The 24,962-nt window shown below is 71.6% G+C and carries 18 protein-coding genes; 13 read left to right on the top strand and 5 right to left on the bottom strand.

Annotation, left to right across the window (positions count from 1 at the left end; translation table 11 throughout):
• Window positions 1-210: 210 nt before the first annotated feature.
• On the bottom strand, window positions 211-990 hold the full coding sequence (gene lexA / locus AB0P24_RS45235) for a transcriptional repressor LexA (RefSeq protein WP_181804556.1): 780 nt from the start codon (window positions 988-990) through the stop codon (window positions 211-213).
• Window positions 991-1,494: 504 nt separating this feature from the next.
• Here lexA and nrdR point away from each other — a divergent pair.
• Entirely contained in the window at window positions 1,495-2,046 is a 552-nt protein-coding gene (nrdR, locus tag AB0P24_RS45230; RefSeq protein WP_365804866.1) for a transcriptional regulator NrdR, read from the top strand.
• 165 nt (window positions 2,047-2,211) lie between these two features.
• Complete coding sequence (locus tag AB0P24_RS45225) at window positions 2,212-5,106, top strand: vitamin B12-dependent ribonucleotide reductase (RefSeq protein WP_365804864.1); 2,895 nt, start codon at window positions 2,212-2,214, stop codon at window positions 5,104-5,106.
• Window positions 5,107-5,189: 83 nt separating this feature from the next.
• Here the strand turns inward: AB0P24_RS45225 and AB0P24_RS45220 are convergent, their stop codons facing one another.
• Window positions 5,190-5,723, bottom strand: a complete 534-nt coding sequence (locus AB0P24_RS45220) for a TerD family protein (protein WP_365804862.1) — start codon at window positions 5,721-5,723, stop codon at window positions 5,190-5,192.
• A 150-nt stretch (window positions 5,724-5,873) separates the two neighbouring features.
• Here AB0P24_RS45220 and AB0P24_RS45215 point away from each other — a divergent pair, with 150 nt between their 5' ends.
• The 3 genes from AB0P24_RS45215 to AB0P24_RS45205 all read left to right on the top strand — a co-directional run bounded on the left by AB0P24_RS45215 (window position 5,874) and on the right by AB0P24_RS45205 (window position 8,174).
• Window positions 5,874-6,479, top strand: coding sequence for a YdbC family protein (locus AB0P24_RS45215; protein ID WP_365804860.1), 606 nt, complete (start codon window positions 5,874-5,876; stop codon window positions 6,477-6,479).
• An 86-nt stretch (window positions 6,480-6,565) separates the two neighbouring features.
• Window positions 6,566-7,225 (top strand): histidine phosphatase family protein, encoded by a 660-nt coding sequence (locus AB0P24_RS45210; protein ID WP_365804858.1) that lies wholly within the window; start codon window positions 6,566-6,568, stop codon window positions 7,223-7,225.
• A 10-nt stretch (window positions 7,226-7,235) separates the two neighbouring features.
• Complete coding sequence (locus AB0P24_RS45205; RefSeq protein ID WP_365804856.1) at window positions 7,236-8,174, top strand: ADP-ribosylglycohydrolase family protein; 939 nt, start codon at window positions 7,236-7,238, stop codon at window positions 8,172-8,174.
• Between the two features lie 512 nt (window positions 8,175-8,686).
• On the opposite strand, the gene AB0P24_RS45200 is transcribed toward AB0P24_RS45205, so the two are convergent.
• Window positions 8,687-10,234, bottom strand: coding sequence for an MFS transporter (locus AB0P24_RS45200; protein WP_365804854.1), 1,548 nt, complete (start codon window positions 10,232-10,234; stop codon window positions 8,687-8,689).
• 188 nt (window positions 10,235-10,422) lie between these two features.
• Here AB0P24_RS45200 and AB0P24_RS45195 point away from each other — a divergent pair, with 188 nt between their 5' ends.
• The 3 genes from AB0P24_RS45195 (at window position 10,423) to AB0P24_RS45185 (ending at window position 12,525) form a co-directional block, all read left to right on the top strand.
• Window positions 10,423-11,046 carry a TetR/AcrR family transcriptional regulator gene (locus AB0P24_RS45195; RefSeq protein WP_365804852.1) on the top strand — a complete coding sequence of 208 codons (624 nt, stop codon included), beginning with the start codon at window positions 10,423-10,425 and terminating at the stop codon, window positions 11,044-11,046.
• A gap of 82 nt (window positions 11,047-11,128) precedes the next feature.
• Window positions 11,129-11,830: a ribonuclease HII gene (locus tag AB0P24_RS45190; RefSeq protein ID WP_365804850.1), complete on the top strand. Its 702-nt coding sequence runs from the start codon at window positions 11,129-11,131 to the stop codon at window positions 11,828-11,830.
• Between the two features lie 68 nt (window positions 11,831-11,898).
• Entirely contained in the window at window positions 11,899-12,525 is a 627-nt protein-coding gene (locus AB0P24_RS45185) for a hypothetical protein (protein ID WP_365804848.1), read from the top strand.
• A 225-nt stretch (window positions 12,526-12,750) separates the two neighbouring features.
• Here the strand turns inward: AB0P24_RS45185 and AB0P24_RS45180 are convergent, their stop codons facing one another.
• The gene (locus tag AB0P24_RS45180; RefSeq protein ID WP_365804846.1) at window positions 12,751-13,368 is read right to left on the bottom strand and encodes a hypothetical protein; all 618 of its coding nucleotides are present in this window, start codon (window positions 13,366-13,368) and stop codon (window positions 12,751-12,753) included.
• Between the two features lie 287 nt (window positions 13,369-13,655).
• A complete protein-coding gene (locus AB0P24_RS45175; RefSeq protein WP_365804844.1) occupies window positions 13,656-15,821 on the bottom strand; it encodes a RecQ family ATP-dependent DNA helicase in 2,166 nt (721 codons plus the stop codon).
• A gap of 132 nt (window positions 15,822-15,953) precedes the next feature.
• Here AB0P24_RS45175 and AB0P24_RS45170 point away from each other — a divergent pair, with 132 nt between their 5' ends.
• The 5 genes from AB0P24_RS45170 to AB0P24_RS45150 all read left to right on the top strand — a co-directional run bounded on the left by AB0P24_RS45170 (window position 15,954) and on the right by AB0P24_RS45150 (window position 24,845).
• Complete coding sequence (locus tag AB0P24_RS45170; protein ID WP_365804842.1) at window positions 15,954-17,516, top strand: DUF4192 domain-containing protein; 1,563 nt, start codon at window positions 15,954-15,956, stop codon at window positions 17,514-17,516.
• Window positions 17,517-17,891: 375 nt separating this feature from the next.
• Entirely contained in the window at window positions 17,892-19,997 is a 2,106-nt protein-coding gene (locus AB0P24_RS45165; protein ID WP_365804840.1) for a glycogen debranching N-terminal domain-containing protein, read from the top strand.
• Window positions 19,998-20,172: 175 nt separating this feature from the next.
• Window positions 20,173-20,931, top strand: coding sequence for an NUDIX hydrolase (locus AB0P24_RS45160; RefSeq protein ID WP_365804838.1), 759 nt, complete (start codon window positions 20,173-20,175; stop codon window positions 20,929-20,931).
• Window positions 20,932-21,011: 80 nt separating this feature from the next.
• Complete coding sequence (locus AB0P24_RS45155) at window positions 21,012-23,795, top strand: ATP-binding cassette domain-containing protein (RefSeq protein ID WP_365804836.1); 2,784 nt, start codon at window positions 21,012-21,014, stop codon at window positions 23,793-23,795.
• Window positions 23,796-23,957: 162 nt separating this feature from the next.
• The gene (locus AB0P24_RS45150; protein WP_365804834.1) at window positions 23,958-24,845 is read left to right on the top strand and encodes a FadR/GntR family transcriptional regulator; all 888 of its coding nucleotides are present in this window, start codon (window positions 23,958-23,960) and stop codon (window positions 24,843-24,845) included.
• The last annotated feature ends 117 nt before the right edge of the window (window positions 24,846-24,962 follow it).

Below are 24,962 nucleotides of genomic sequence, written 5' to 3'. Positions count from 1 at the left end.
CCTCGCGGGGGGCGGCCCGGCGGGGGGGGGGCGTCCGGGGGGGGGGGGGGGGGTGTGGCGGGGGGGGGGGCCCCCCCCGCCCCCGCCCCCCCCCCCCCGCGATCCAGGGCAGGCTGTCGCGCGATCCGGACAGTGCAGGGCCCCGGAACCGGCGCAGGGGTCCCGGGGCCCGATCGGAGGGCGGGCGGCGACGACCGCCCGCCGCAGGCGTCACACGCGCCGCAGCACCGCGACGACCTTGCCCAGGATGGTCGCGTCGTCGCCGGGAATCGGCTCGTAGGCGGCGTTGTGAGGGAGGAGCCAGACGTGGCCGTCCTCGCGCTTGAAGCGCTTGACGGTGGCCTCGCCGTCGAGCATGGCGGCGACGATGTCGCCGTTCTCGGCGACCGGCTGGCGGCGGACGGTGACCCAGTCACCGTCGCAGATCGCGGCCTCGATCATGGAGTCGCCGACGACCTTGAGCACGAACAGTTCGCCGTCACCGACCAGCTGCCGGGGGAGGGGGAAGACGTCCTCGACCGACTCCTCGGCGAGGATCGGCCCACCGGCGGCGATCCGGCCGACCAGCGGGACGTACGACGCGGCGGGCTTGCCGGCGGTGTCCGTGGGCTGCACGGTCACCGCTTGGTCCGAGCCACGCACCTCGTACGCACGCGGACGGTGCGGGTCGCGGCGCAGGAAGCCCTTGCGCTCCAGTGCCATCAGCTGGTGCGCCACCGAGGAGGTGCTCGACAGGCCGACGGCCTGGCCGATCTCCCGCATCGACGGCGGGTAGCCCCGCCGCTGCACCGAGTCCCGGATCACCTCGATCACCCGGCGCTGCCGATCGGTCAGGCCCGAGCTGTCCGCCCGGATGCCTGGAGGTCGGCCCGGCAGGGAACGCTTGAGTCCCTCGGGATTCACGGCTTCGTTCATGGCATGCACCGGGTCGAGTCGGCCCTGGGAGCGGTCCTGGGCGGTGATGGTGGCACTGTCTGCGGTCGTGGTCACGTCGGCCCCTCTCGATGGTCTCCCTGCTGGACAACGGTAGTTGCTTTCGAAAGGTTGCGCCAAACACACGTTCGAGTGAAAAAACGCGGTTCGCCGTACGTGATCTCATGTCTGGCTGTATGGCTCACGCGGTACCCGGCGGGCAAAAGGGCCCATTGCTGTACTCTTCACCGCCGGGCCGATGGCCTTGTGGGTGCACCCAGTGTGCCATCTGGACCGCCGCCGACCGGGATGTCCGTCCCCATCTGCGCCTGAGTCGCACGTGACCTCCGTGCGGCGCTCACCGTATCTCCGTATCCGCCATAGCGGTACGTGTGCGACACGCGCAACTCAGTGATGTATCAGCCAATCACCACATCTAGTGGTTGGATTGCTACAGCAGCCCACAAGTTGTGGTCCCCCGGGTCCCAGGTCTCTCTGAGATCGCCTATGCTTGGGGCTGCTTCGAGGGGCCCATGTGGCCCAGCGAGGCTATTGAGTCTGCTGTGAGGAGGGTTGGAGATCATGCACTGTCCCTTCTGCAGGCATCCCGACAGCCGCGTGGTCGACAGTCGTACGACCGACGACGGCACGTCGATCCGCAGGCGCCGCCAGTGTCCGGACTGCTCCCGTCGTTTCACGACCGTGGAGACGTGCTCGCTCATGGTGGTCAAGCGGTCCGGAGTCACCGAGCCGTTCAGTCGTACGAAGGTCATCAACGGCGTGCGCAAGGCATGCCAGGGGCGGCCTGTCACCGAGGACGCGCTCGCCCAGCTCGGTCAGCGGGTCGAGGAGGCGGTGCGGGCCACCGGAAGTGCCGAGCTGACCACCCACGACGTGGGGCTGGCCATACTCGGCCCGTTGCAGGAGCTCGACCTGGTCGCCTACCTGCGATTCGCCTCCGTCTACCGGGCGTTCGACTCGCTTGAGGACTTCGAGGCCGCGATCGCGGAGCTCAGGCAGGCCGCGCAGGACCCCGCCGCGGACGACGAAGACGCGGGAGCGGGGGGCCAGGAGGACGAGCGCGGGCCAGGTGGGGCGGCACAGGCGCCCGCCCCCGTTCACATCGCCGGCTGACGGGCGGACCGGACCGGGCGGAGGGCCCGGATTCCGGGTGGTCGGACGGCGATCCAGGACTTGTCGCGGGTGGCGGCCGAAGGTGCCCGCGACGCGAATACAGATCAGTGTGTCACGGGAACATCGTGGCATTTCAGGGCGTTTTAGCCCGTACAGGGAGGCGGCATGACAGAGACGGCGAGCGGTCCGGCACGGAGTTCCCGCGCGAAGGCCACCAAGGCCGGCAAGGGACTGCGTATCGAGCGCGTCCACACCACCCCCGGCGTACACCCGTACGACGAGGTGAGCTGGGAGCGCCGTGACGTCGTCATGACCAACTGGCGCGACGGCTCGGTCAACTTCGAGCAGCGTGGCGTCGAGTTCCCCGACTTCTGGTCGGTGAACGCGGTCAACATCGTCACCAGCAAGTACTTCCGCGGTGCCGTGGGCACCCCGCAGCGCGAGACCGGCCTCAGGCAGCTGATCGACCGCATCGTGAAGACGTACCGGAAGGCCGGTGAGGACCACAAGTACTTCGCCTCGCCCGCCGACGCCGAGATCTTCGAGCACGAGCTGGCGTACGCCCTCCTGCACCAGATCTTCAGCTTCAACAGCCCCGTGTGGTTCAACGTGGGCACCCCGCAGCCCCAGCAGGTCTCCGCCTGCTTCATCCTGTCCGTCGACGACTCCATGGAGTCGATCCTCGACTGGTACAAGGAAGAGGGCATGATCTTCAAGGGCGGCTCTGGCGCCGGCCTGAACCTCTCCCGGATCCGCTCCTCCAAGGAGCTGCTCTCCTCCGGAGGCAACGCCTCCGGCCCGGTCTCCTTCATGCGTGGCGCCGACGCCTCCGCCGGCACCATCAAGTCCGGTGGCGCCACCCGCCGCGCCGCCAAGATGGTCATCCTCGACGTCGACCACCCCGACATCGAGGACTTCATCGAGACCAAGGTCAAGGAGGAGGAGAAGATCCGCGCCCTCCGTGACGCGGGCTTCGACATGGACCTGGGCGGCGAGGACATCACCTCCGTCCAGTACCAGAACGCCAACAATTCGGTCCGCGTGAACGACGAGTTCATGAGGTCGGTCGAGCAGGGCGGCCGGTTCGGTCTGCGGGCCCGGATGACCGGCGAGGTCATCGAAGAGGTCGAGGCCAAGAGCCTGTTCCGCAAGATGGCCGAGGCGGCCTGGGCCTGTGCCGACCCGGGCATCCAGTACGACGACACCATCAACCACTGGCACACCTGCCCGGAGTCCGGCCGGATCAACGGCTCGAACCCCTGCAGCGAGTACATGCACCTGGACAACACGTCCTGCAACCTCGCCTCCCTGAACCTGATGAAGTTCCTCAAGGACGACGGCAAGGGCAGCCAGTCCTTCGACGTCGACCGCTTCAGCAAGGTCGTCGAGCTGGTCATCACCGCGATGGACATCTCCATCTGCTTCGCGGACTTCCCGACCCAGAAGATCGGCGAGAACACCCGCGCCTTCCGCCAGCTCGGCATCGGCTACGCCAACCTCGGCGCCCTGCTGATGGCGACCGGCCACGCCTACGACTCCGACGGCGGCCGTGCCCTCGCCGGTGCCATCACCTCGCTGATGACCGGTACCGCCTACAGGCGCTCCGCCGAGCTCGCCGCGGTCGTCGGCCCGTACGACGGCTACGCCCGCAACGCCGACGCCCACAACCGCGTCATGAAGCAGCATGCCGACGCCAACACCGTGGCCGTCCGCATGGACGACCTGGACACCCCGGTCTGGGCCGCTGCCACGGAGGCCTGGCAGGACGTGGTGCGCCTCGGTGAGAAGAACGGTTTCCGTAACTCCCAGGCTTCCGTCCTCGCCCCCACCGGCACCATCGGTCTCGCGATGTCCTGCGACACCACCGGCGTCGAGCCCGACCTGGCCCTGGTCAAGTTCAAGAAGCTGGTCGGCGGCGGCTCGATGCAGATCGTCAACGGCACGGTCCCGCAGGCTCTGCGCCGCCTGGGCTACCAGGAGGAGCAGATCGAGGCGATCGTCGCCCACATCGCCGAGAACGGCAACGTGATCGACGCCCCCGGCCTCAAGCAGGAGCACTACGAGGTCTTCGACTGCGCCATGGGCGAGCGTGCCATCTCCCCGATGGGCCACGTCCGCATGATGGCCGCGATCCAGCCCTGGATCTCCGGCGCCATCTCCAAGACGGTCAACATGCCGGAGACGGCGACCGTCGAGGAAGTCGAGGAGATCTACTTCGAGGCCTGGAAGCTCGGCGTCAAGGCGCTCGCGATCTACCGCGACAACTGCAAGGTCGGCCAGCCCCTCTCCGCCAAGACCAAGGCGAAGGAGAAGGAGGAGATCGCCGAGAAGACCGAGGCGACCATCCGAGAGACGGTCGAGAAGGTCATCGAGTACCGCCCGGTCCGCAAGCGCCTCCCGAAGGGTCGTCCCGGCATCACCACGTCCTTCACCGTCGGCGGTGCCGAGGGCTACATGACGGCCAACTCCTACCCGGACGACGGCCTGGGCGAGGTCTTCCTGAAGATGTCCAAGCAGGGCTCGACCCTCGCGGGCATGATGGACGCCTTCTCCATCGCGGTCTCCGTCGGCCTCCAGTACGGCGTCCCGCTGGAGACGTACGTCTCGAAGTTCACCAACATGCGCTTCGAGCCGGCCGGCATGACGGACGACCCGGACGTGCGGATGGCGCAGTCGATCGTCGACTACATCTTCCGCCGCCTGGCGCTGGACTTCCTGCCGTTCGAGACGCGCTCCGCGCTCGGCATCCACTCCGCCGAGGAGCGTCAGCGGCACTTGGAGACCGGTTCGTACGAGCCGTCCCTCGACGATGACGAGGTCGACGTCGAGGGCCTGGCCCAGTCGGCGCCGCGTGCCCAGGAGCTGAAGGCCGTCGCCGCCCCCAGGATCGAGGCGGCCAAGCCCGCCCCGAAGCAGGCGCACACCAGCGCCGAACTGGTGGAGATGCAGCTGGGGATCCAGGCCGACGCCCCGCTCTGCTTCTCCTGCGGTACGAAGATGCAGCGGGCGGGCTCCTGCTACATCTGCGAGGGCTGCGGCTCGACCAGCGGCTGCAGCTGACCAGTCGATGTGACATGAGGTAAGGGGCGCCGGTCATGGCCGGCGCCCCTTACCGTGTGCCCGCTCCGGGCGGTCGTCCGCCGTCAGGGGCGGCCGAGCGCGCCCATCTCCCGGGTGAAGACAGCCGGGTCGTCCTCGAAGCCGTGCAGGCCGGGCCGGAAGCCCCAGTCGCCGGAACCGTCGCGCACGAACTCCGCGACGGTGGCCGCCGTCGCCCCGAGGACCGAGCCGAAGTCGTCCTCGGCCAGTACGTTGTAGCCCTCCCGGACGCGCACGGCCGGGTTCAGGACATTCACGAACGTCCGGTGCGTGGGACGCTGTTGGATGACGACTCCGACGACCACGCGCGCGTACCGGCGGTCGAGCCGGTCCAGTTCGAGCGTCATCACCTCGTCCCAGCCGAAGCCTTTGCCGTCCTGGCTGTCCCGGTTGAGAAAGATCGTGCCGTCGGGCGAACGGCTGTCGAAGTGCACCAGATAGGCCGGAGTTCCGTACGGGTCAACCGTCGTGAACGTACCGGCGATGACGTCGAGATCGGTGGGTGGCTGCCCGGAAGGGCTCGGATCCCACTTCACCGCGACCTCGACCTTGCGGATCGCCTTGCTGAAACCGCTCACCACGCGTCCCCTTCCCCCTAGAGGTCACTGCCCCAACTGATGTTTTTCCAAGCCTCTTTGTCCATCGTGCCATGCGCGCGGGGGCGCACGCGCGGGTGATCTCCGCCGGAGCGTGACCGACGCCACGCCCCATGGCCTTACGATGGCGCGGTGCTGGTCAAGTGGATTCGCTGCACCGTGGTTGACCGCCGGGGCTTCGAGCGGGGGCAGCGGAAATGGGCGGGGCTTCTGGGGGAGCCGGGATTTCGGGGACAGGGCGGGGGCTGGAGTCGGCAGCGACCTGGAGTGGCGCACATCTTCGCTTTCTGGGAGAGCCGTGCCTTCTACGACTCCTTCATGGCGCGTTCGCACGACCGTCTGGCCGCGTCCCAGTCCGGGACGTTCAAGAACCAGCAGGTCAAGCTGTTCGAGTACCGGTTCGACGTGAAGACCGGCTTCGAACCGCGGTTCACGGACAGCGACCTGGTCCGAGTGGCCCTCTGCCGGGTGCACGAGGAGCGCGTCGAGCACTTCACGCTGATGCAGGAGAAGGTCTGGAACCCGGCGATGGCCGGCTCGCCCGGCATGATCCGCGGCATGTTCGCGGAGGCCCCGGAGCACGAGTTCATGATCCTCTCGATGTGGCGGTCGGCAGCCGAGCACGGCAAGTACCGCACCGAACGGGTGGAGCGGCTGGCGTTGCGCGCCCAGACGGAGGCCGACATCGCGGCCCTCACGGGTGACATCGTGGAGCTGGAACCGAGCTGGATCGTTTGAAAAACAAACCCTCGTTTTGTGTGACCTGTGCCGTATGAGGCCCCTCCGAGTGCTCCACTTCCCGTCACTCGATCTAGGGTTTTGGCATGGCACGACCACGGCGCATCGTCCTTGTCCGGCACGGCGAGTCAACCGGCAATGTCGACGACTCCGTGTATGAGCGGGAACCCGACCACGCACTGGCCCTGACCGAGCGGGGCTGGCGACAGGCCGAAGAGACCGGAAAGCGCATCCGGGAGATCTTCGGCCAGGAGCGCGTCAGCGTGTACGTCTCTCCCTACCGCCGTACGCACGAGACCCTCCGCGCCTTCCACCTCGACCCGGATCTCATACGCGTGCGCGAGGAGCCCCGGCTGCGTGAGCAGGACTGGGGAAACTGGCAGGACCGCGACGACGTGCGGCTGCAGAAGACGTACCGGGACGCGTACGGGCACTTCTTCTTCCGCTTCCCGCAGGGGGAGTCCGGGGCCGACGTGTACGACCGCGTCGGCGGCTTCCTGGAGAGCCTGTTCCGCAGCTTCGAGGCGCCGGACCACCCGCCCAACGTGCTCCTGGTGACCCATGGCCTGGCGATGCGGCTGTTCTGCATGCGCTGGTTCCACTGGACGGTCGCGGAGTTCGAGTCGCTCTCCAATCCCGGGAACGCCGAGATGCGGATGCTCGTTCTCGGGGACGACGACAAGTACACGCTCAACCAGCCCTTCGACCGCTGGCGGGACCCGGAGTCCTACTGGATGAGCGATTAGGCTGGCCGCGATGACCTCCTCCACCGATTCCCCGACCTCCGGGCGCCTGGAGCGCGCCCTGGCCAGCCTGCGCGGACTCTCCGTCGGCGACGCGCTGGGCTCGCAGTTCTTCGTGCCGGAGAACTATCCGCTGCTGAAGCGGCGGGAGCTGCCTGCGGCCCCCTGGCAGTGGACCGACGACACCGAGATGGCCTGCTCCGTCGTCGCCGTCCTGGCCGCCCACCATCGCGTCGACCAGGACGCGCTGGCCCGCTCCTTCGCCGCGCACCACGACTTCGACCGGGGCTACGGCCCCGCCGTCAACCGCCTGCTGCGCCTCGTCCGGGAGGGCGGCGACTGGCGCGAACTGGCCGCCGGGCTCTTCAACGGGCAGGGGTCCTGGGACAACGGCGCCGCGATGCGGATAGCGCCCCTGGGCGCCTGGTACGCGGACGATCCGGAGCAGGCCACCCACCAGGCAGAGATCTCGGCCTACCCCACGCATCAGCACCGGGAGGCCGTGGCCGGTGCCATGGCCGTGGCGGCCGCGGCGGCGCTGGCAGCCGCGCCCGGCGGCCCGCCGAGCCCCGGGGCACTCCTGGACGGGGTCCTCGCTCTCGTCCCCAGGAGCGCGGTCGGCGAGGGCCTGCGGCGCGCCCGCGACATGCTCGACTACGACGACGCGGGTACCGTCGCGGCCGTCCTGGGCTGCGGGCGCCGTACGACCGCCCAGGACACCGTCCCCTTCGCCCTCTGGTCGGCGGCACGTGCCCTCGGCGACTACGAGACGGCCTTCTGGGCGACCGCACAGGCGGGCGGCGATGTGGACACCACCTGCGCCATCGTGGGCGGCGTACTCGCGGGCGGCGCGGCGGGAGCGCTGCCGGCCGCATGGGAGGAGCGGACGGAGGCGCTGCCGGAATGGGTACCGGCGGGGGCGGGGACCGGCGTCGGCGAGTTGAACGGCTGAGGCCGGGCGCGGAACGTGTTCGGCGACGACACGGCGCGGCGCCCCTTCGGGCCCGGCTCGTGTGGAACCTCGCGAGGCCGCGCCGTTCCCGAGGGTGTCGGAGGCCTCGGAGGCATGCGACGGGACCGGCGTCGCCGTCTTCCGGCGGGCGCGGTTTCCGTAGGCCGCCGAAGCGTGCCGGGGCGACGCCGCGTCGGTCCGAGGACGGTCCCGCCCGAGGGGTCTTCTGGTGAACCCGGCGGCCCGGATGGGAAACTCTCCGTCGCCGATGGGAACTCTGCGTGACCGTCAGGCGTTTTGCCGGTAGCCGCCCCACTCGGCGCATGTGCCGGAAGGCGTCGTCGTGGGGGAGGTGCGGGGTCGTGGGTGTCGTGCCGGCTCTTCTGGTGCTGTGCGCTGTGCTGATGCTCGCGGCGCCGACAGTCGCGATGCGGATGGCCGGGCCTCTGCCTCTGCTGTCTGTCCCCTGGCGGAGGTCCGGCCGTCCGCGGCTCGGCGCGGACCCGGTGGGGTCAGCCCACCCCCGGGCCGGCCGTGCCCGCGAGGGCTTCGAGGTCGCTCTTGCGGACCTTGATCACGAGCCAGGCGGTGAGCAGGCCGAGCCCGGCCATGACGGCGGCGGGGACGAACGCGGTCGAGATGCCGTGTGCGAGCACCTCGTGCCCCCAGGGCGCGGGCAGCTGATGAGACTTGGCGAACTCCGCCTTCTGCTGCGGCGAACCACCGGCCAGGAACTTCGGCAGCTGCTTCTTCGCCTCGTCCTTGCTGGCCGAGCCGAACACCGTGGTCAGGATGGACAGGCCCAGCGAACCGCCCACCTGCTGCATGGCGTTGAGCAGTCCGGAAGCTGCCCCGGCCTCGTGCTGGGCGACACCGGAGACCGCGGTGACGGTCGCCGTCACGAAGTTCAGCCCCATGCCGAAGCCGAAGACCAGCATGGGTCCGAGCACTCCGCTGACATAGGAGCTGTCCGGTTTGATGAACGTCTGCCAGGTCAGTCCGACGACCACGAGCCCCGAACCGGCCATCATGAACGGCTTGGGGCCCAGGGCGGGCAGGAACCGCTGTGAGAGCCCGGCGCCGACGGCGATGGCCGCCGTCACGGGCAGGAACGCCAGACCGGCCCTGATCGGGCTGTAACCCAGCACGTTCTGCACGAACAGCACGATGTAGAAGAACATGCCGAACATCGCCGCGGCCAGGCTCAGCATGATCACGTAAGTGCCGGCGCGGTTGCGGTCGGCGAACATTCTCAGCGGTGTGATGGGCTCCTTCGCCCGGGTCTCGATGAAGACGAAGGCCAGCAGAAGCACCACCGCGGCGGCGAACGACCCGAGGGTCAGGCCGTCGCGCCAGCCGTCCTCCGACGCCCGGATGAAGCCGTACACCAGGGAGGCCATGCCGAGGGTGGAGGCGAGTGCGCCCGCGATGTCGAACCGGCCGGGATGCCGTACGGACTCGTTGATGTACTGCGGGGTGAGGGCGACGATCAGCAGTCCGATCGGTACGTTGACGAAGAACACCCAGCGCCAGTCGAGCCAGTCGGTGAGCATGCCGCCTGCCAGCAGACCGATGGCCCCGCCGCCCGCTGAGACCGCGGCGAACACTCCGAACGCCCGGTTACGCTCCGGACCTTCGGGGAATGTCGTGGTGATCAGCGCCAGCGAGGTCGGCGACGCGATCGCGCCTCCCATGCCCTGGAGGGCGCGGGCGGCGAGCAGCTGCCAGGGTTCCTGGGCGAGACCACCGAGGAGCGAGGCGAAGGTGAACAGCAGGATGCCGGTCATGAACACGCGGCGCCGGCCGAGGATGTCACCGGCCCGCGCACCGAGGAGCAGCAGGCCGCCGAAGGTGAGCGTGTAGGCGCTGACCACCCAGGTGAGATCGGTGGTGCTGAACCTGAGCGCGTCTTGAATGTGCGGGAGCGCGATGTTCACAATCGTCGCGTCGAGTACCACCATGAGCTGGCAGGCGGCAATCACGGTGAGCGCGATGCCGGGGCGCCCCGGTCGGCGGGCCGCCCCTGGTTTCTGGTCCGGTATCAGTTGAGAGGTTGTCACTATGGATCCCCCACGAAGGCTTTAGTGAACGCTCGCGTTCACTGTCGTGTCAACGGTAGTGAGTCCCCAGTAGAGAACGCAAGCGTTCACTTAACTGCGCGTCGCGTGTCGCGTCCCCCTCTGTCGTCGCGCGCCGCGTCCCCCCGCTCCGGAATTACCGCTCCCCCTTGCTCGCTGGAGAAACTCAGATGGTTACCTCGCGCTGGACTGCCGCTCCCGCTCAGGCGGCCTCCCCCCGTCGGCGCGGTGCGGTCCTCGAACGCGCGATCCTGGACGCCGCCTTGGAACAGCTCAGCACCGTCGGCTGGAACGGCCTCACCATGGAGGGTGTCGCCGCCGGCGCCCAGACCGGGAAGGCGGCGGTCTATCGCCGCTGGCCCTCCAAGGAAGAGCTGGTCGCCGACGCGCTGCAGGCCGGTCTGCCGCCTCTGGAGGAGGCGCCCGACCTTGGAAGTGTGCGCGAAGATCTGTTGGCTCTGTGCCGGCAGGCCCGGGACGCGATGTTCTCGCGCCCCGGCTTCGCACTGCTGTCAGTGATTCACGAATGCGATCCCCTGCAGGTCGAGCGGTTCCACGGCGTGATCCTCGACGGGGTCGTGGGCCCGGCGACCCGGCTGATCGGCGACATCGTCACCCGTGGTATCGAGCGGGGGGAGGTGCGCGCCGATGCGGCCAACGGGTATGTCCTCGACGCCATTCCGGCGCTGATGATGTACCGCAACAAGATTTTTGGAAGCGAATGGAGCGACCAGGAGATCGCAGAGATGATCGACCGGTTCATGCTTCCGCTGCTGCTGTCGCACGGGGTGTGAGCAGCGGCTCCGGCGGTCCATGGCGCGGTCATGGAAGCCGGGGTGTCGCTCGGGGATCGGTGCGGCGTAACCTAAGGGCGCCATGCCGTACGAACCGCCTACTCACACCGTCGAGCGCTCCCTTCGCGCCACGACCGGAGCCAAGGTCATTGCCGGTGTCGACGAGGTGGGGCGCGGCGCCTGGGCCGGTCCCGTCACCGTCTGTGCCGCGGTCACCGGTCTTCGCCGACCGCCCGAGGGCCTCACCGACTCCAAGCTGCTGACCGTCAAGCGACGTACGGAACTTGCCGGCACGCTGCGAGGGTGGGTCACGGCCTACTCCCTGGGGCACGCCTCGCCGGAGGAGATCGACGACCTCGGGATGACCGCCGCGCTGCGACTGGCGGCGGTCCGTGCCCTGGAGGCTCTTCCGGTCCGTCCTGACGCGGTCATCCTCGACGGGAAGCACGACTACCTCGGTGCCCCGTGGCGGGTGCGCACGGTCATCAAGGGTGACCGATCGTGTGTCGCCGTGGCCGCGGCCTCGGTGATCGCCAAAGTTCAGCGCGACAAAATGATGGCCGAACTGGGTATCGACCATGCAGACTTCGGATTTGCGGACAACGCCGGGTACCCGTCGCCCGTGCACAAGGCCGCACTGGAGGAGCGGGGCCCCACCCCGTACCACCGGTTGTCGTGGGCGTATCTTGATGCGCTGCCCCAGTGGCGGCACCTCAAGAAGGTCCGCAGCTGGGCGGAGGGAAGCGTTCCGGGGATCGAGGGTCAGCTCGGCTTCGATTTCTGACGTTCCAGTCGCACTGTTGTGCCACCCGGTTCATGTGACCTGCACCAACGTTTGATAAATATCAGCTCATGCCTCTCATTCCCGAGGAGCCTCAGATTCACGAGAGTGCCCAGGGTCCCCGCGCCACTTCGGCCAGTGGCCGTACCGCGCCGACCCCTCGTCCCGTACCCGGCCCCCGCCCCGCGGCTCCGTCGCGTCCCGGTCGTCCCGGCCCTCTGCGGCCCACGCCGCCGGTGCAGCGCACGCCGCGTGACGTGGCCGCGCCAGGCCAGCCCGGCCCGGCCGTCCCCGCCGCGACAGCGGCGGCCCCGCAGATCCAGCTGATCCCGGCCTCCGTCGAGAGCGCTCTCGACGCGGCCGAGGAAGCAGTGGACCTGCTCCTCGAATCGGGTCGTGCCCCCGGCGACGTGCTGGTGATCACCACCGGCGCGCAGCACCCGTGGGCCGATCACGAGCTGTCCTTCGGCGAAGCCTCCTACTGGGCCCAGCACGACGCGGGCGACGACGTCTTCTATGCGGACGCCGCCGTCGCTTCCCGTGCCGCGACCCGCGCCGTGGTCGTCGTCGCCGTCAACGGCGGCCCTGACACCGTCGCCGCAGCGGCCCTGCCGCTGGCCCTCTCCCGGGCCGGCGCCCTGCTGATCGTCTGCGGGGACCCGCAGCGCATCAACTCGGTGCTCGGCGCGGGCGTCTGAGCCGTCTCCGGCACCTCTGGGACTCCGGAGGTACCGAAGGAGCCGCGGCAGGAGCCGCGGCGGTGACTGGCACAGTGGTGCCTTTGGGGTGCCCGGACGACGGGCGAGGGCCGCTGCCCGTCGCGGAGCACAGTGCGACCGCCGAGCACGCCGTGCGTCATGTCCACAGCGCCGTGCCCGGCGGAGCGGGCCCGGCGGCCGGTGCCCCCTCGCGGGGGCCGGGGTTCAACGGGCGGCAGCGCGGCGCAGTACCTCGGAGACGGCGCCTCCCGTACGCGGCGGCAGCGGCGGGGCCTCCGACAGGGCGAAGGGTTCGGGAGGCGAGTCGGCGTTGGGCCGCCGCCCGCCGCGGCCCTCGCCGAGCACCTGCCAGCCGTCGTGCGTCAGCGTGATGTACGCCCCGCAGCGCAGCCCGTGCAGTGTGCAGGCGTCCCGCAGCCCCCACATCCAGGCACCGTCCTCCTCCGTCCAACGCGCGTCCCCCTCGCGGCAGTAGAGCAGCACGGCGGTCCGTACCGGGGTGCGGCGGCGCAGGTCGTGTGGGATGACCCGGCGCAACTGTGCCAGCAGCGCGTTGCGGAACATCCAGCCGTCGGCAGGGGTCGAGCGCCGGCCGAAGGAGGCGCTGGCACAGAGCCGTTCCTCCGGGTCGAGGACGGCGACGACCGCGGTGCCCGGGCGGGGGCGATGCCGGGAGTGCAGGCCGCTGACGACCTCGCGGGGGTTGCGCAGCAGCGGTATTCCGGCGTCGGCCCACTCGGCGGGCTCAAGCAGACGACTGGCGGACGCGGCGGACGCGGACGTCAACGAGGCCGCCGAGGACGGAGCGAATCCGAAGGTCACGTTCCTCCCTTCGGCTACGCGCCCACACTGGGGGCGAGATCTGATTCGGGGCCGCGCGCACCGCAGCAAAGCCCAACCGGATCACGGACGAGCCGTGCGGGGAGCGGAACTCAATTGTTCCTGTCGAACTTGGATGCGGCAACGAGCAAATGGGGCCACCGACTGTTATCTGGTGGTGCGTGACTTATATCCCTACCCGATGAGGTGTCCCGCGACCCCTGGGACGTTCGAGCGGGGCACGTTCGTACGCCGCGCCCGCGCCTGAGTCGAGCCATGACGGGGCCGGGTCAGCCCTGAACGGCGAGGACCAGCGGCAACACCCCCCGCGCCCCGGACCTGAGGAGCATGCGTGCCGCGACCGCCAGGGTCCAGCCGGTCTCGGTGAAGTCGTCCACCAGCAGGACCGGTCCCTGGACTTCGGACAGAGCGGTGGCGAGGCCGGGCGGCACGGTCAGGTCACCGTCGAGGGCCTTGAGGCGCTGGGCGCTGTTGCTGCGCGAGATCAGTCGCGCCTCGCCCGCGTGCTCCACGGAACCCAGCAGGGGGAGTCTGCCGACCTCCGCGACGCGCGCACCCAGGGAGTGGATCAGCAGGGGCCTGGAGCGCGAGGCGACGGTGATGACGCCCACGGGGCGTGGCTGTGCCTCGGCCGCGCCCGCGGCCCAGCCGCCGGGGCTCTTCGCCCAGTCGGCCAGCACTTCCACCACGGCACGGGCGACGTCGTCCGGCACGGGCGCGTCCGCGGCCCGGGGCGCGAGCAGCGGTCGTAGCCGATTGCCCCAGCCGATGTCCGACAACCGTCCCAAGGCCCGTCCCACCGAAGCCTGTTCACCGGCCGGAATGCGCCCCTTGAGAGAGATGCCGATCGCCGGCAGGCCGGTCGGCCACATCCGGCGCGGCTCCACCTCGACGCCTGCGCGGCCCAGGTCGACCCGTGCGGCGTCCAGCGCGGCAGCGGAGGTGTCGGCCGTGAAACGTGGCCGCGCGCAGTTGTCGCAGCGGCCGCAGGGCTTTGCGCCCTCGTCGTCCAGCTGGCGCTGCAAAAACTCCATCCGGCAGTCCGGCGTGGCCGCGTACTCGCGCATCGCCTGCTGCTCCGCCTCGCGCTGCCGGGCCACCCAGGCGTACCGCTGCGCGTCGTACGCCCACGGCTGCCCGGTCGCGATCCAGCCGCCTTTGACCCGTCTGACCGCGCCGTCCACGTCGAGCACCTTCAGCATGGACTCCAGCCGGGAGCGGCGCAGCTCCACCAGCGGCTCCAGCGCGGGCAGCGACATGGGCCCGCCGGACCCGGAGAGGACGTCCAGGGTGCGGCGCACCAAATCCTCCGAAGGGAAGGCGAGCGAGGCGAAGTAGTCCCAGATCGCCTCGTCCTCCTTCCCCGGCAGCAGCAGCACCTCGGCGTGTTCGACACCGCGGCCCGCGCGGCCCACCTGCTGGTAGTAGGCGATGGGGGAGGAGGGCGAGCCCAGGTGCACCACGAACCCGAGGTCGGGCTTGTCGAAGCCCATGCCGAGCGCGGAGGTGGCGATCAGCGCCTTGACCCGGTTGCCGAGCAGGTCCTCCTCGGCCTGCTGCCGGTCGGCGTTCTCCGTCTTCCCCGTGTACGACGCCACGGTGTGCCCGCGCTGCCGCAGGAACGCGGTGACCTCCTCGGCGGCGGCCACGGTGAGCGTGTAGACGATGCCGGAACCCGGCAGTTCGTCCAGGTGGTCCGCGAGCCAGGCCATGCGGTGTGCGGCGTCCGGCAGCCGCAGCACATTCAGGCTGAGGCTCTCCCGGTCCAGCGGACCGCGCAGCACCAGCGCGTCCGAGGCGGCACCGGTGCCGAGCTGCTCGGCCACGTCGGCGGTCACGCGCGCGTTGGCCGTGGCGGTGGTCGCCAGCACCGGCACGCCCGGCGGCAGGTCGGCCAGCATGGTGCGCAGCCGCCGGTAGTCGGGGCGGAAGTCATGGCCCCAGTCCGAGATGCAGTGGGCCTCGTCCACGACGAGCAGTCCGGTCGCCGCGACGAGCCTGGGCAGGACCTGGTCGCGGAAGTCCGGGTTGTTGAGCCGCTCCGGGGACACGAGGAGGACGTCGACCTCGCCGGCCGCGATCTCCGCCTGAACCGACTCCCACTCCTCCGTGTTGGAGGAGTTGATGGTGCGGGCGTGGATGCCGGCCCGGGCCGCGGCCTCCACCTGGTTGCGCATGAGCGCGAGCAGCGGGGAGACGATCACCGTCGGGCCGGCGCCCGAGGCCCGCAGCAACGAGGTCGCCACGAAGTACACCGCGGACTTGCCCCAGCCCGTGCGCTGGACGACCAGGGCCCGGCGCCGGTCCGCGACCAGCGCCTCGATCGCCCGCCACTGGTCCTCGCGCAGCCGGGCGGCGCCCGTGTCGTCCCCGACGAGACGGGCGAGGACGGTGTCCGCCCGGGCCCGTAGTTCCGCGTTGCTCGTGTGCTCCATGCGTCCCATACAACAGGACGGGACCGACAACCGGGCGAGCCTGTGGATACGGACGACGGCTTTGTCGTGTCCCTGATTTGACTTATCCACAGGCCCAACCGGAATCACAGGATCCGCGAGATCGTCTGTCGCATGACGAATCACGGCGAAAGCATCGGACCCCACGAAAACGGCGACATCACCCGCGGCACGGTCCCCCTCGGGCCATCCGCCCACGACACCCAGGTCACCCTGCGCACCCCGGCCGAACTGGCCGACGCGCTGCCCTACCTGCTGGGGTACCGCCCCGAGGACAGCATGGTGCTGGTGGCCCTGCACGACCGCGCCGGCCGCGGCCGCTTCGGCGGACGGGCCCGGCTCGGCATTCCCGTCAACAGGGACGACTGGGAGTCGGCCGCACGCCAGCTCGCGCAGGGCCTGGTGACCGGCGGCGAGCGCCGGGGAGCCCGGCCCGAGCAGATGGTCGCCTACGTCTGCCAGGAACCGGCGCCCGGCGAAACGGGCCGGGACGTGATGCGCCGGCTCACACCGCTCGCCCAACTGCTGCGCACCGAGTGCGGTCGGCTCGACGTGCCCGTGATCGAGGCACTGTGCGTCTCGGACGGCCGCTTCTGGTCCTACTGCTGCCCGACTGAGAAATGCTGTCCGCCCGAGGGAGCCCCCATGGGCCTCCCCGGCACCTCCGTGCTCGCGGCCGCGGCCACGTACGCCGGTATCCAGGTGCGCGGCAGCCTGCGCGAGCTGCGGGCCCGGCTGCTCCCCTGGGAGACCGGCGCCGTGCTGGAGCAGGAGGTCGCCCTCGACAGCGCCGGAATGGCCCTGGTGCCTCGCATGCTGGACGGCTCCCTGCGGGCGGACGTGGCCGAGGAGACCCTCGCCCTCGCCGAACGCGTCATCCACCGGTACGCCGCCGCCACCCCCGTGTCCGGCACCCACCAGGCTGACCTCCGCGACGACGCCCTGGTCGCCCACGACGAGGCGGCGACGCTGATTCTCGGCCTGCAGGACCGCACGACCCGTGACCGCGCGGCCGCCTGGATGGAAGGCGACGAGGCCGGACCGGCCCTGCGCCTGTGGCGAGCCCTGGCCCGCCGCTGCGTCGGCCCGTACGGCGAGCACGCCGCCGCTCCGCTCACTCTGGCGGGCTGGGTCGCCTGGTCCACCGGTGACGACCTGGAGGCACGGGAGGCCCTGGCGATGGCCCTGGGCGCGGACCCCGACTACCTCTTCGCCCGCCTGCTCCACCAGGCCTGCAACGAGGGCCTGGACCCGGAGTCGATCCGCCGCTGCCTGCGCACGGAACGCGCGGGCCGCACGGGTCTCGCGGGGGCGGACGCCACGGCAACGGTCGCTGACGCCGGCCCGCTTCACCCCGACCCCGCGCCCGATGCCGGAGCCGGAGCCGGAGCCGAAGTTGAAGCAGAAGCCGACGGCGCGCCGGCCACCGCCTCCGGTACCCGCCGTCGCCGCCGTCCGCGCATCACGGACCCCGCCGACGACCGGCGGCCGAAGTCAGAATGCGCCAGGCCGCGACAAGTGAGCTCGGAGCACAGCCGCCCTGGTTCGTCCGGGCCGGGTGCGGGCCGCACACGCACGCGTGCGGCGCAGCAAGCGGAGCGGAACGGGACCGGGGACAGCCGAACCGCACAGGAGGGCAGGCGCTCCGGGGACGGCCTCAACGAGGGGGTCGAATGAGCGGCGGACGGTCGTGGTCGGCGGTCGGCCGGACCTCGGCCGGCGATGTCGGGTGCTGGGCCCGCTGGGCCCGGGGCCTCATCGGAGGCGAGCGGCGCCGTGACCGACCGACGTCCGGCGGTCACCGGATCGGCCTTGCGGACCTGGGTGTCCGCAGCCACAGCGGCGGGCCGACCGGTCCGAGCGGCTCAGCACCGCCCCGGTTTTCGATCGGCTTCGGCAGGCGGGGGCGTGACCAGGAGGCGCCCGTCTCCGTTCACCTGGGTGGCGGAGTGCCTGGACGGCCCGTGCCGCCGTCCCTCCCCTGGACCCCCAGAGCCCTCCGTCCGGCGCCCGGCACATCACAGGCGCACAGCGCGCAGAAGAAGCCTCCCCATGCATCAGCCGACTCCGCCCTCCACCGCCGCCGACAACCGACGACTGCGGGACGGCCCGTCCTGGCCGCCGTCGGCGGACGGCGGCCCCGCGCAGCCACGGGGCCGCACCCCCCGGCCGACCCCCGCCCGACCGGTTCCCCCGGTCACGGGAGGCGCCGGCGGGCTGCCGCCCTCGCACACCGCCCTGATCTGCGTCGCGTTGCCGGGCCTCGCCATTTCCACGGAACACGGTCAGTTGACCGGCCAGGGCCTGGAGGGGTTCTACCGTGCGGGCCGACGGCTCCTCGCGCGCTGCCAGGTCCGCGTCGCGGGCCGCGAACCGCTCGCCGTGCAGGCCCGGATGACGGGAGCGGACTCCGCGCGGTTCGTCGGTGTGCTCCGGGTCTCCCCGGCGGCGGGACCGGATCCGGACGTCGTCGTGGAACGAACCCGGCACGCCGAAGGTATGGAGCGCATCACCCTGCGCAACTGCGCACCCCACCCGTTGCGCCTGCCGCTGGAGGCGGTCCTCGGCACGGACCTGGCCGACCTGAGCGCCATCGCCGCAGGCATCCCGGGACCCGAACTCCCGGCCGGCGTTCACGACTCCGGCCTGCGCTGGACCACGCCCACCGGCAACGCCTCGGTCACGGCGGACCCGCCACCAGCCGACGCGCTGGCCTCGGCGGGGCTGCTGCGCTGGGAGTTCGAGCTGCCGCCGGGCGCCACGGCGAGCGTCGAGCTGCGGGTGCGACCGGACGGCCCGGCCCCCCTGCGCGCCTTGGGACGTGCCGCGACCAGCCCGCTGGCACCGGCCAGGGCCAAGGGCGACGACCCGAGGGTCACGGCGCTGCTCAGGACGAGCATCGACGACCTCCAGGCGCTGCTGCTCCGCGACCTCGCACAGCCGGGCGACAGCTACCTCGCGGCCGGGGCGCCGTGGCGTTGCGGTCTGGCCCCGGCCGAGGCACTCGCCGCCGCCCGGATGACCCTGCCCCTCGGCACCCGCCTCGCCGCAGGCACCCTGCGCACCCTGGCCCGTACCCAACTCCGGGGCCCAGGACCGCGGACGGGCATGATCCCCGGCCCGCGCCGCGACGCCGGAGCCCACCTGCCACCGGGCTGCACGGGTACCGAGGCCACCCTGCTCTTCCCCGTCCTGCTGGCGGAGGCCCGCCGCTGGGGACTCCCGGAGCAGGAGACCCGGGAGCTGCTGCCCGCCGCCGAGCGCTGCCTGACCTGGCTGCGCACCACGGCGGGCGACCGGACCTACCTCAGCGACCCGCAGCCCGGCGGCCCCGCGCGCGCTGAGACCCAGGCCCACGCCCACCGGGCCGCCCTGCTCGGCGCAGATCTCCTGGACGCCTGCGGCCGGCCCGGCGGTGCCGGGCTGCGGCAGTGGGCGGCGGAGCTGAGGAAGGCCTTCCGGGCGGACTTCTGGGTCGAGGACCGCGGCGGCGGGCGTCCCGCGGCGGCCCTGGCCCCGGACGGCCGCCCTCTGACCCACCTGGGCTCCACCGCCGTGCACCTTCTCGACACCGGCCTTCTGGGTGCGGGCCGACTGGCCGCAGGCCTGCTCGACAGGGTGCAGACCGAGCAGCTCGCCCGGCTGCTCGGCGGACCGGCCATGGACTCGGGGTGGGGACTGCGCGGCCTGGGAGCCAAGGAGACGGGGCACAGCCCGTTCGGCCATCGGTCCGGCGCCGTCCGGGTCCAGGAGACGGCACTCGCCGTCGCCGGGCTGGCCGCCGCGGGCTACGAGAAGGAGGCCGGCGGGCTGCTGCGGGGTCTCCTGGCGGCGGCCGAGCGTTTCGGTCACCGGCTGCCGGAGATGTTCGCCGGCGAGCAGCGCTCCGAGGGGAGCGCTCCGCTTCCGCACCCCGCGGCCTGCCGTCCGGCGGCCACCGCCGCCGCTGCTGGGGTCCTGCTCCTCACCACGCTCGCCGGTATCCGCCCAGACGTCCCGGCGGGGACCGTCACCCTGCGCCCGCCGCACAGCGCGCCCCTGGGTGAGCTCGGCCTGACCGGGCTGCGGGTCGCCGGTGCGCCCTTCTCGGTGCGGGTCAGCCGGCTCGGCCTGGCCATGGTCGAGGAGGCCGCGGCCGGCCTGCAACTCGGGGTGTGAGCTGCCAGGAGGAGGGCGGCGAGCCGGCGCGACGTCACGGCCGTGGTGAGAGGACGACCGAGTGGAGAACGCGTGCCGGAACGAACCGGGGCGCATACCGGAGCGAAGTGGATCAGCCGTCGGAGTGACCACCGAAGGGAGTGTTTATCGTCAGGCAGACGACTATGATCACCGCATGCCCTACGACCCGTCAGCCTTTCCGCCGTTCGCCGTCACCGTGGACCTGGTCGTGCTGACCGTGCGTCGCCATGCCCTGTGTGCGTTGGCCGTGCGCAGAGGCGAGTCGCCGTTCCAGGGACGGTGGGCGCTGCCGGGCGGCTTCGTGAGGGCCGACGAGGATCTTTCGCAGGCGGCGGCACGGGAACTCGCGGAGGAGACCGGGCTACGGGCCCACGACCCCGACGCCCCTGCCCAGGAAGGCGGAGCCCACCTGGAGCAGCTGGCGACCTACGGTGACCCCAAGCGTGACCCCCGGATGCGTGTGGTCAGCGTCGCCCACCTCGCCCTGGCCCCCGACCTGCCCGCACCACGCGCGGGCGGTGACGCCAGCAACGCACGCTGGGCGCCGGTGGAGGAACTGCTCATGCAGGGCGGCTACGGCCGGGACGGCGAGCCCGTCGCGCCGCTCGCCTTCGACCATGCCCAGATTCTGTCCGACGGTGTGGAGCGGGCCCGCTCCAAGATCGAATACTCGTCCCTGGCCACCGCGTTCTGCCCGCCCGAGTTCACGGTCGGTGAGCTGCGCCGGGTCTACGAGGCGGTGTGGGGAGTGGCACTCGACCCGCGCAACTTCCATCGCAAGGTGACCGGTACTCCCGGCTTTCTCGTCCCCACCGGCGGTACGACCACCCGGCAGGGCGGGCGGCCGGCTCAGCTCTTCCGGGCCGGCGGGGCCACCTTGCTCAACCCGCCGATGCTGCGGCCCGAGGTGTGACCGTCCGGCAGTGCGAACTCGACAAAGGTTAAAACCTTTCATACCGGGAAAAACGGTCATTCCGCGCTATCTTCCCTAAGGTGATCCAGGCCTTCGGACTGACCAGCATCCCCCGCAAGGCGCACCCGCCCGCCGTCGACGACGTGACCTTCGAAGCGGGCGCGGGCCGCGTCACCGCACTCCTGGGCGAGGCGGGCGCGGGCAAGACCACGGCGCTCAGACTGATGCTCGAACTCCAACCGGGGCGTGGGCTGACCTACTTCAGGGGCCGCCCCCTGCACCGCATCGCCCACCCGGCCCGTGAGGTCGGCGTACTCCTCGGTGACGTCCCCGGTCATCCGTCCCGTTCCGTCCGCGGTCATCTGCGCATGCTGTGCGCGGCGACCGGGGTGCCGGCCCGGCGCGCCGACGAAGTGCTCGAAGCCGTCGGGCTCGTCAGCCTGCGCGAGGAGCGACTCGGCACGCTGTCACACGGCATGGACCGTCGGCTCGGCCTGGCCTGCGCCCTCCTCCCCGACCCGCACACCCTCGTCCTGGACGAGCCCACGGACGGCCTGTCCGCCCGTGAGGCCCACTGGCTGCACCGCATGCTCCGGGCACACGCGGTGCAGGGCGGCACGGTCCTGTTCACCACCGCCGACCCGAAGGAGGCCGCCCGCGCCTCCGACCGGGTCGTCACCCTGAAGTCCGGCCGACTCGTGGCGGACCAGGAGGCCAGGGAGTTCGCCCGCACCCGGCTCCGCCCGCGCGTGGCCGTCCGCAGCCCCCACGCCGACCGGCTCGCCGCGGTGCTCAGCAAGGAGGCGCGCACCGCCCACCGCTCGGTGGAGGTCGTTCGGGAAGGCGGCAACCGCCTCTCCGTGTACGGCAGTACGACCGCCGAAGTCGGCGAGGCCGCCTTCCGTCATGGCATCCTGGTCCACCAACTCGCGCACGAGACGGGCGACATGGGGCCGGGCGCCGTCGTGGCGGAGCCGTCGGCGGGCGAAGCGCCGGAGGAGGCGCTGCATGAGCCGAACCCTCGGGAACCGGCCGCCGCGGACGAGGGCCGGTCGACGCGCGAGCTGACCCGTGGTGCGAGCCAGGGGGAGCGGACCGCGGTGGAGAGCGCCCGGCCGGCGTATCCGCAGCGAGCTCTCGGAGAGACTTCTGCCGCCGGCCGGCAGGACGCGTCGGGCGCGGACCGGCGCACGCAGGCGGACACACCCGCGGTCGCCCCGCAGCCGAGGGCGGAGCGGGGCGGCCCGCGGCCCGCGGCCGCTCCGAACCTCGCACAGCAGCCGCGCACCGCAGGCCAGGAGCCGAGTCGAAGCCGATCGACGGCCGCCGCGGAACCCCTCGGCGCGGCTGAACCGCAGCCCTCCGCCACCGCCGAGGGGCTCACCGGCGACTCGGCCGTCACGTCCCTGCCCGCGACCCCGGCCACGGAGTTCTCCACTCCGGTGCGTCCCACCGACCAACTGCCCGCTCCGGCGACTGCCAAGCCTTCGACGGCCCCCGGGCACGCCCAGCCGCCTGCCTCCCCCGGCTCCGCCGAGCCCGCAGGCCACGGCGGGGCCACCAGGACAGCACCCGCCGTCCCGGCACAGCCACCGGCCGCCACTTCCGCCCAGCCGCTGACCCGCACGGCGTCCGTCGGGACCGCGATGTCCGCCGAAGCCCTGTCGGACCAGTCGTCGGCCCACGCCGTACCCACCGAAGCGGCCACCGCCCGGCCCGTTGCCCGCGGGCTGTCCCGCGAAGCTCGGCCCGCACAGCCGCCGACGCGGAGTATGTCCGCCGAAACCGCCGTCGGCGAGCCGTCGAACCGCGACGTATCCGCCCAGGGCCGCGCAAACCGTCCGGCTGCTGACTCCGGACCCGTATCCGGCGAGGGCCGCACAAGCCGTCCGCCCGCTCACTCCGGACCCGCCGCAACCCCCACCGTCCGGCTGTCCGGCGGCCGTCCGCAGCCGCAGGCGCGGCCCTCCAGGGCCCCGGCAGCCGGCGACGAGCCCGCCGCCCCGGCCCCGGTCGCTCCCGCGCGCCGGGACCGGGCCGCCGATGATCCGGGCGTACTCTCCCCGCTTCCGCCCCCCATCTCCGTCCGCCCCGCTCCCAGCCCCCTTCGCCCTCTGCGCTACGAACTCCGCCGGGCTGCCGGGATCGGCACCGGCTTCCTCACCTGCGGTGCCGTACTGCTCGTGTCCGCCCTCACCGCCGTGCTGCTGGCCCGGGCCGGGCACACCTCCCAGGCCCGGCTCTTCGCGGCCTGGCCGCGGGAGCTGCCGCTGCCCCCGGCGGCATTCGGCGCGGGACTGCTCGGCGCGCTGGCCTTCGGAGACGAGTTCCGCCACCCCGCGCTGGCGGCCGATCGCGGCACCGTGCCCCGCCGGCTGGGGCTGCTCACCGCGAAACTGCTGGTCTCCGGGGCCACCGCGGTACTGCTCTCGTTCCTCACCGTGGGCTGCGACGCCGAAGTGCTCTACCTCGTCTACGGTCGGGAGCCCGTACAGGTTCCCGCCGACTGGCTCCTGCTGACCGTGAGTTGGTTCGGACTGATCGTCGGCTGTGCCTGGGCCGGCGTACTGGCGGCAGGTGTCTTCCGGTCCACCACGGCCGGTCTCGCCGCGGTGCTCGCCGTACCCGTGCTCGTCGTGCCCGTCGTACACGAGGCTGTGCAGGGTACGGGGGTACGGATGGCGGCCGGACTACCGATGCGGTTGCGGGAGACGTTCCTGCTGAAGTGGCCCTTCGGGGGAGACCGCTATCTGGCCGGAGCCGCCCGGGTGCTGGCCCAACCAGTGGGCGCCGCGCTGGCGTTGTCGCTGGCCGCGCTGCTCTGCGCGTACCTGTTCAGCACCCTGCGGGCCAGGGTCCGATGACCGGGGACCGGACGCTTGTGATCCCGCCGCGCGCACAACTCCCCACAGAAAGGCCATTTCTTTCCGATAAGGCGTCAATTGCGACGGTGTGAGCGATCACCCTTTCGTGTGCTTTTCACCAAAGACCTCAAGGGAGTTGGAGGCAGCGCCGACAAAGGATCCGTGAGTACCCTTGCGCACACCATGATGACCGCCGCCCGCTCCTCAGACTCTGGTCTGGTCGGCCCGGGCGAACTCGACCGCTACCCCTATGCGGAGGTCCCCGCCACCGACCGTGTCGGTACGCCGTCCTGGGAGGGCGCGGACCCGGAGCTGGGCCGTGTGGGCCGACGTGCCGCGGGCAGCCGCGGCCGCGGACTGCACGGTCAACTCGTCCAGCAGCTGGGGCAGATGATCGTCTCCGGCGACCTGGGCGCGGACCGCCCGCTGGTTCCCGAGGAGATCGGCCAGCGTTTCGAGGTCTCCCGCACCGTCGTCCGCGAGTCCCTCCGGGTCCTGGAGGCCAAGGGCCTGGTCAGTGCCCGCCCGAACGTCGGCACGCGCGTGCGTCCCGTCAGCGACTGGAACCTCCTCGACCCGGACATCATCGAGTGGCGGGCCTTCGGGCCGCAGCGCGACGACCAGCGCCGTGAGCTGAGCGAGCTGCGCTGGACGATCGAGCCGCTCGCCGCCCGCCTCGCCGCCGGGCACGGGCGGGAGGATGTCCAGCAGCGCCTGTGCGACATGGTCGAGATCATGGGTCACGCCATGGCGCAGGGTGACGCGCTGACCTTCTCGCGCGCCGACGCCGAATTCCACTCGCTGCTCATCCAGATCGCGGGCAACCGCATGCTGGAGCACCTCTCCGGCATCGTGTCGGCGGCCCTCCAGGTCTCCGGCAGCCCGGTCACCGGCTGTGACCGACCGAACGAGACGTCCCTGACCCAGCACGCGCGGATCGTCGACGCCCTCGGCGCCGGTGACGGCACCGCGGCGGAGTCGGCGATGCGGCAGTTGCTGACCATCCACCCCGAGGTGGAGCGCGTGGTGCCCGCCCCGCGCGAGCACTGACCCGCGTCGAGAGCGGTGCGCTCGGTCAGTGCCGCGTTCTCGGGACGCCGTCGGTCCGGGAACCCGCTTCCGCCGGCCGCCGCCGGACCCCGCCGGATCCCTCAGGGCTCCGGCGGG

The organism is Streptomyces sp. NPDC086519, assembly GCF_040686075.1.
Lineage (GTDB): Bacteria > Actinomycetota > Actinomycetes > Streptomycetales > Streptomycetaceae > Streptomyces > Streptomyces shenzhenensis.
This window is presented reverse-complemented; position numbering and strand designations above follow the sequence as displayed.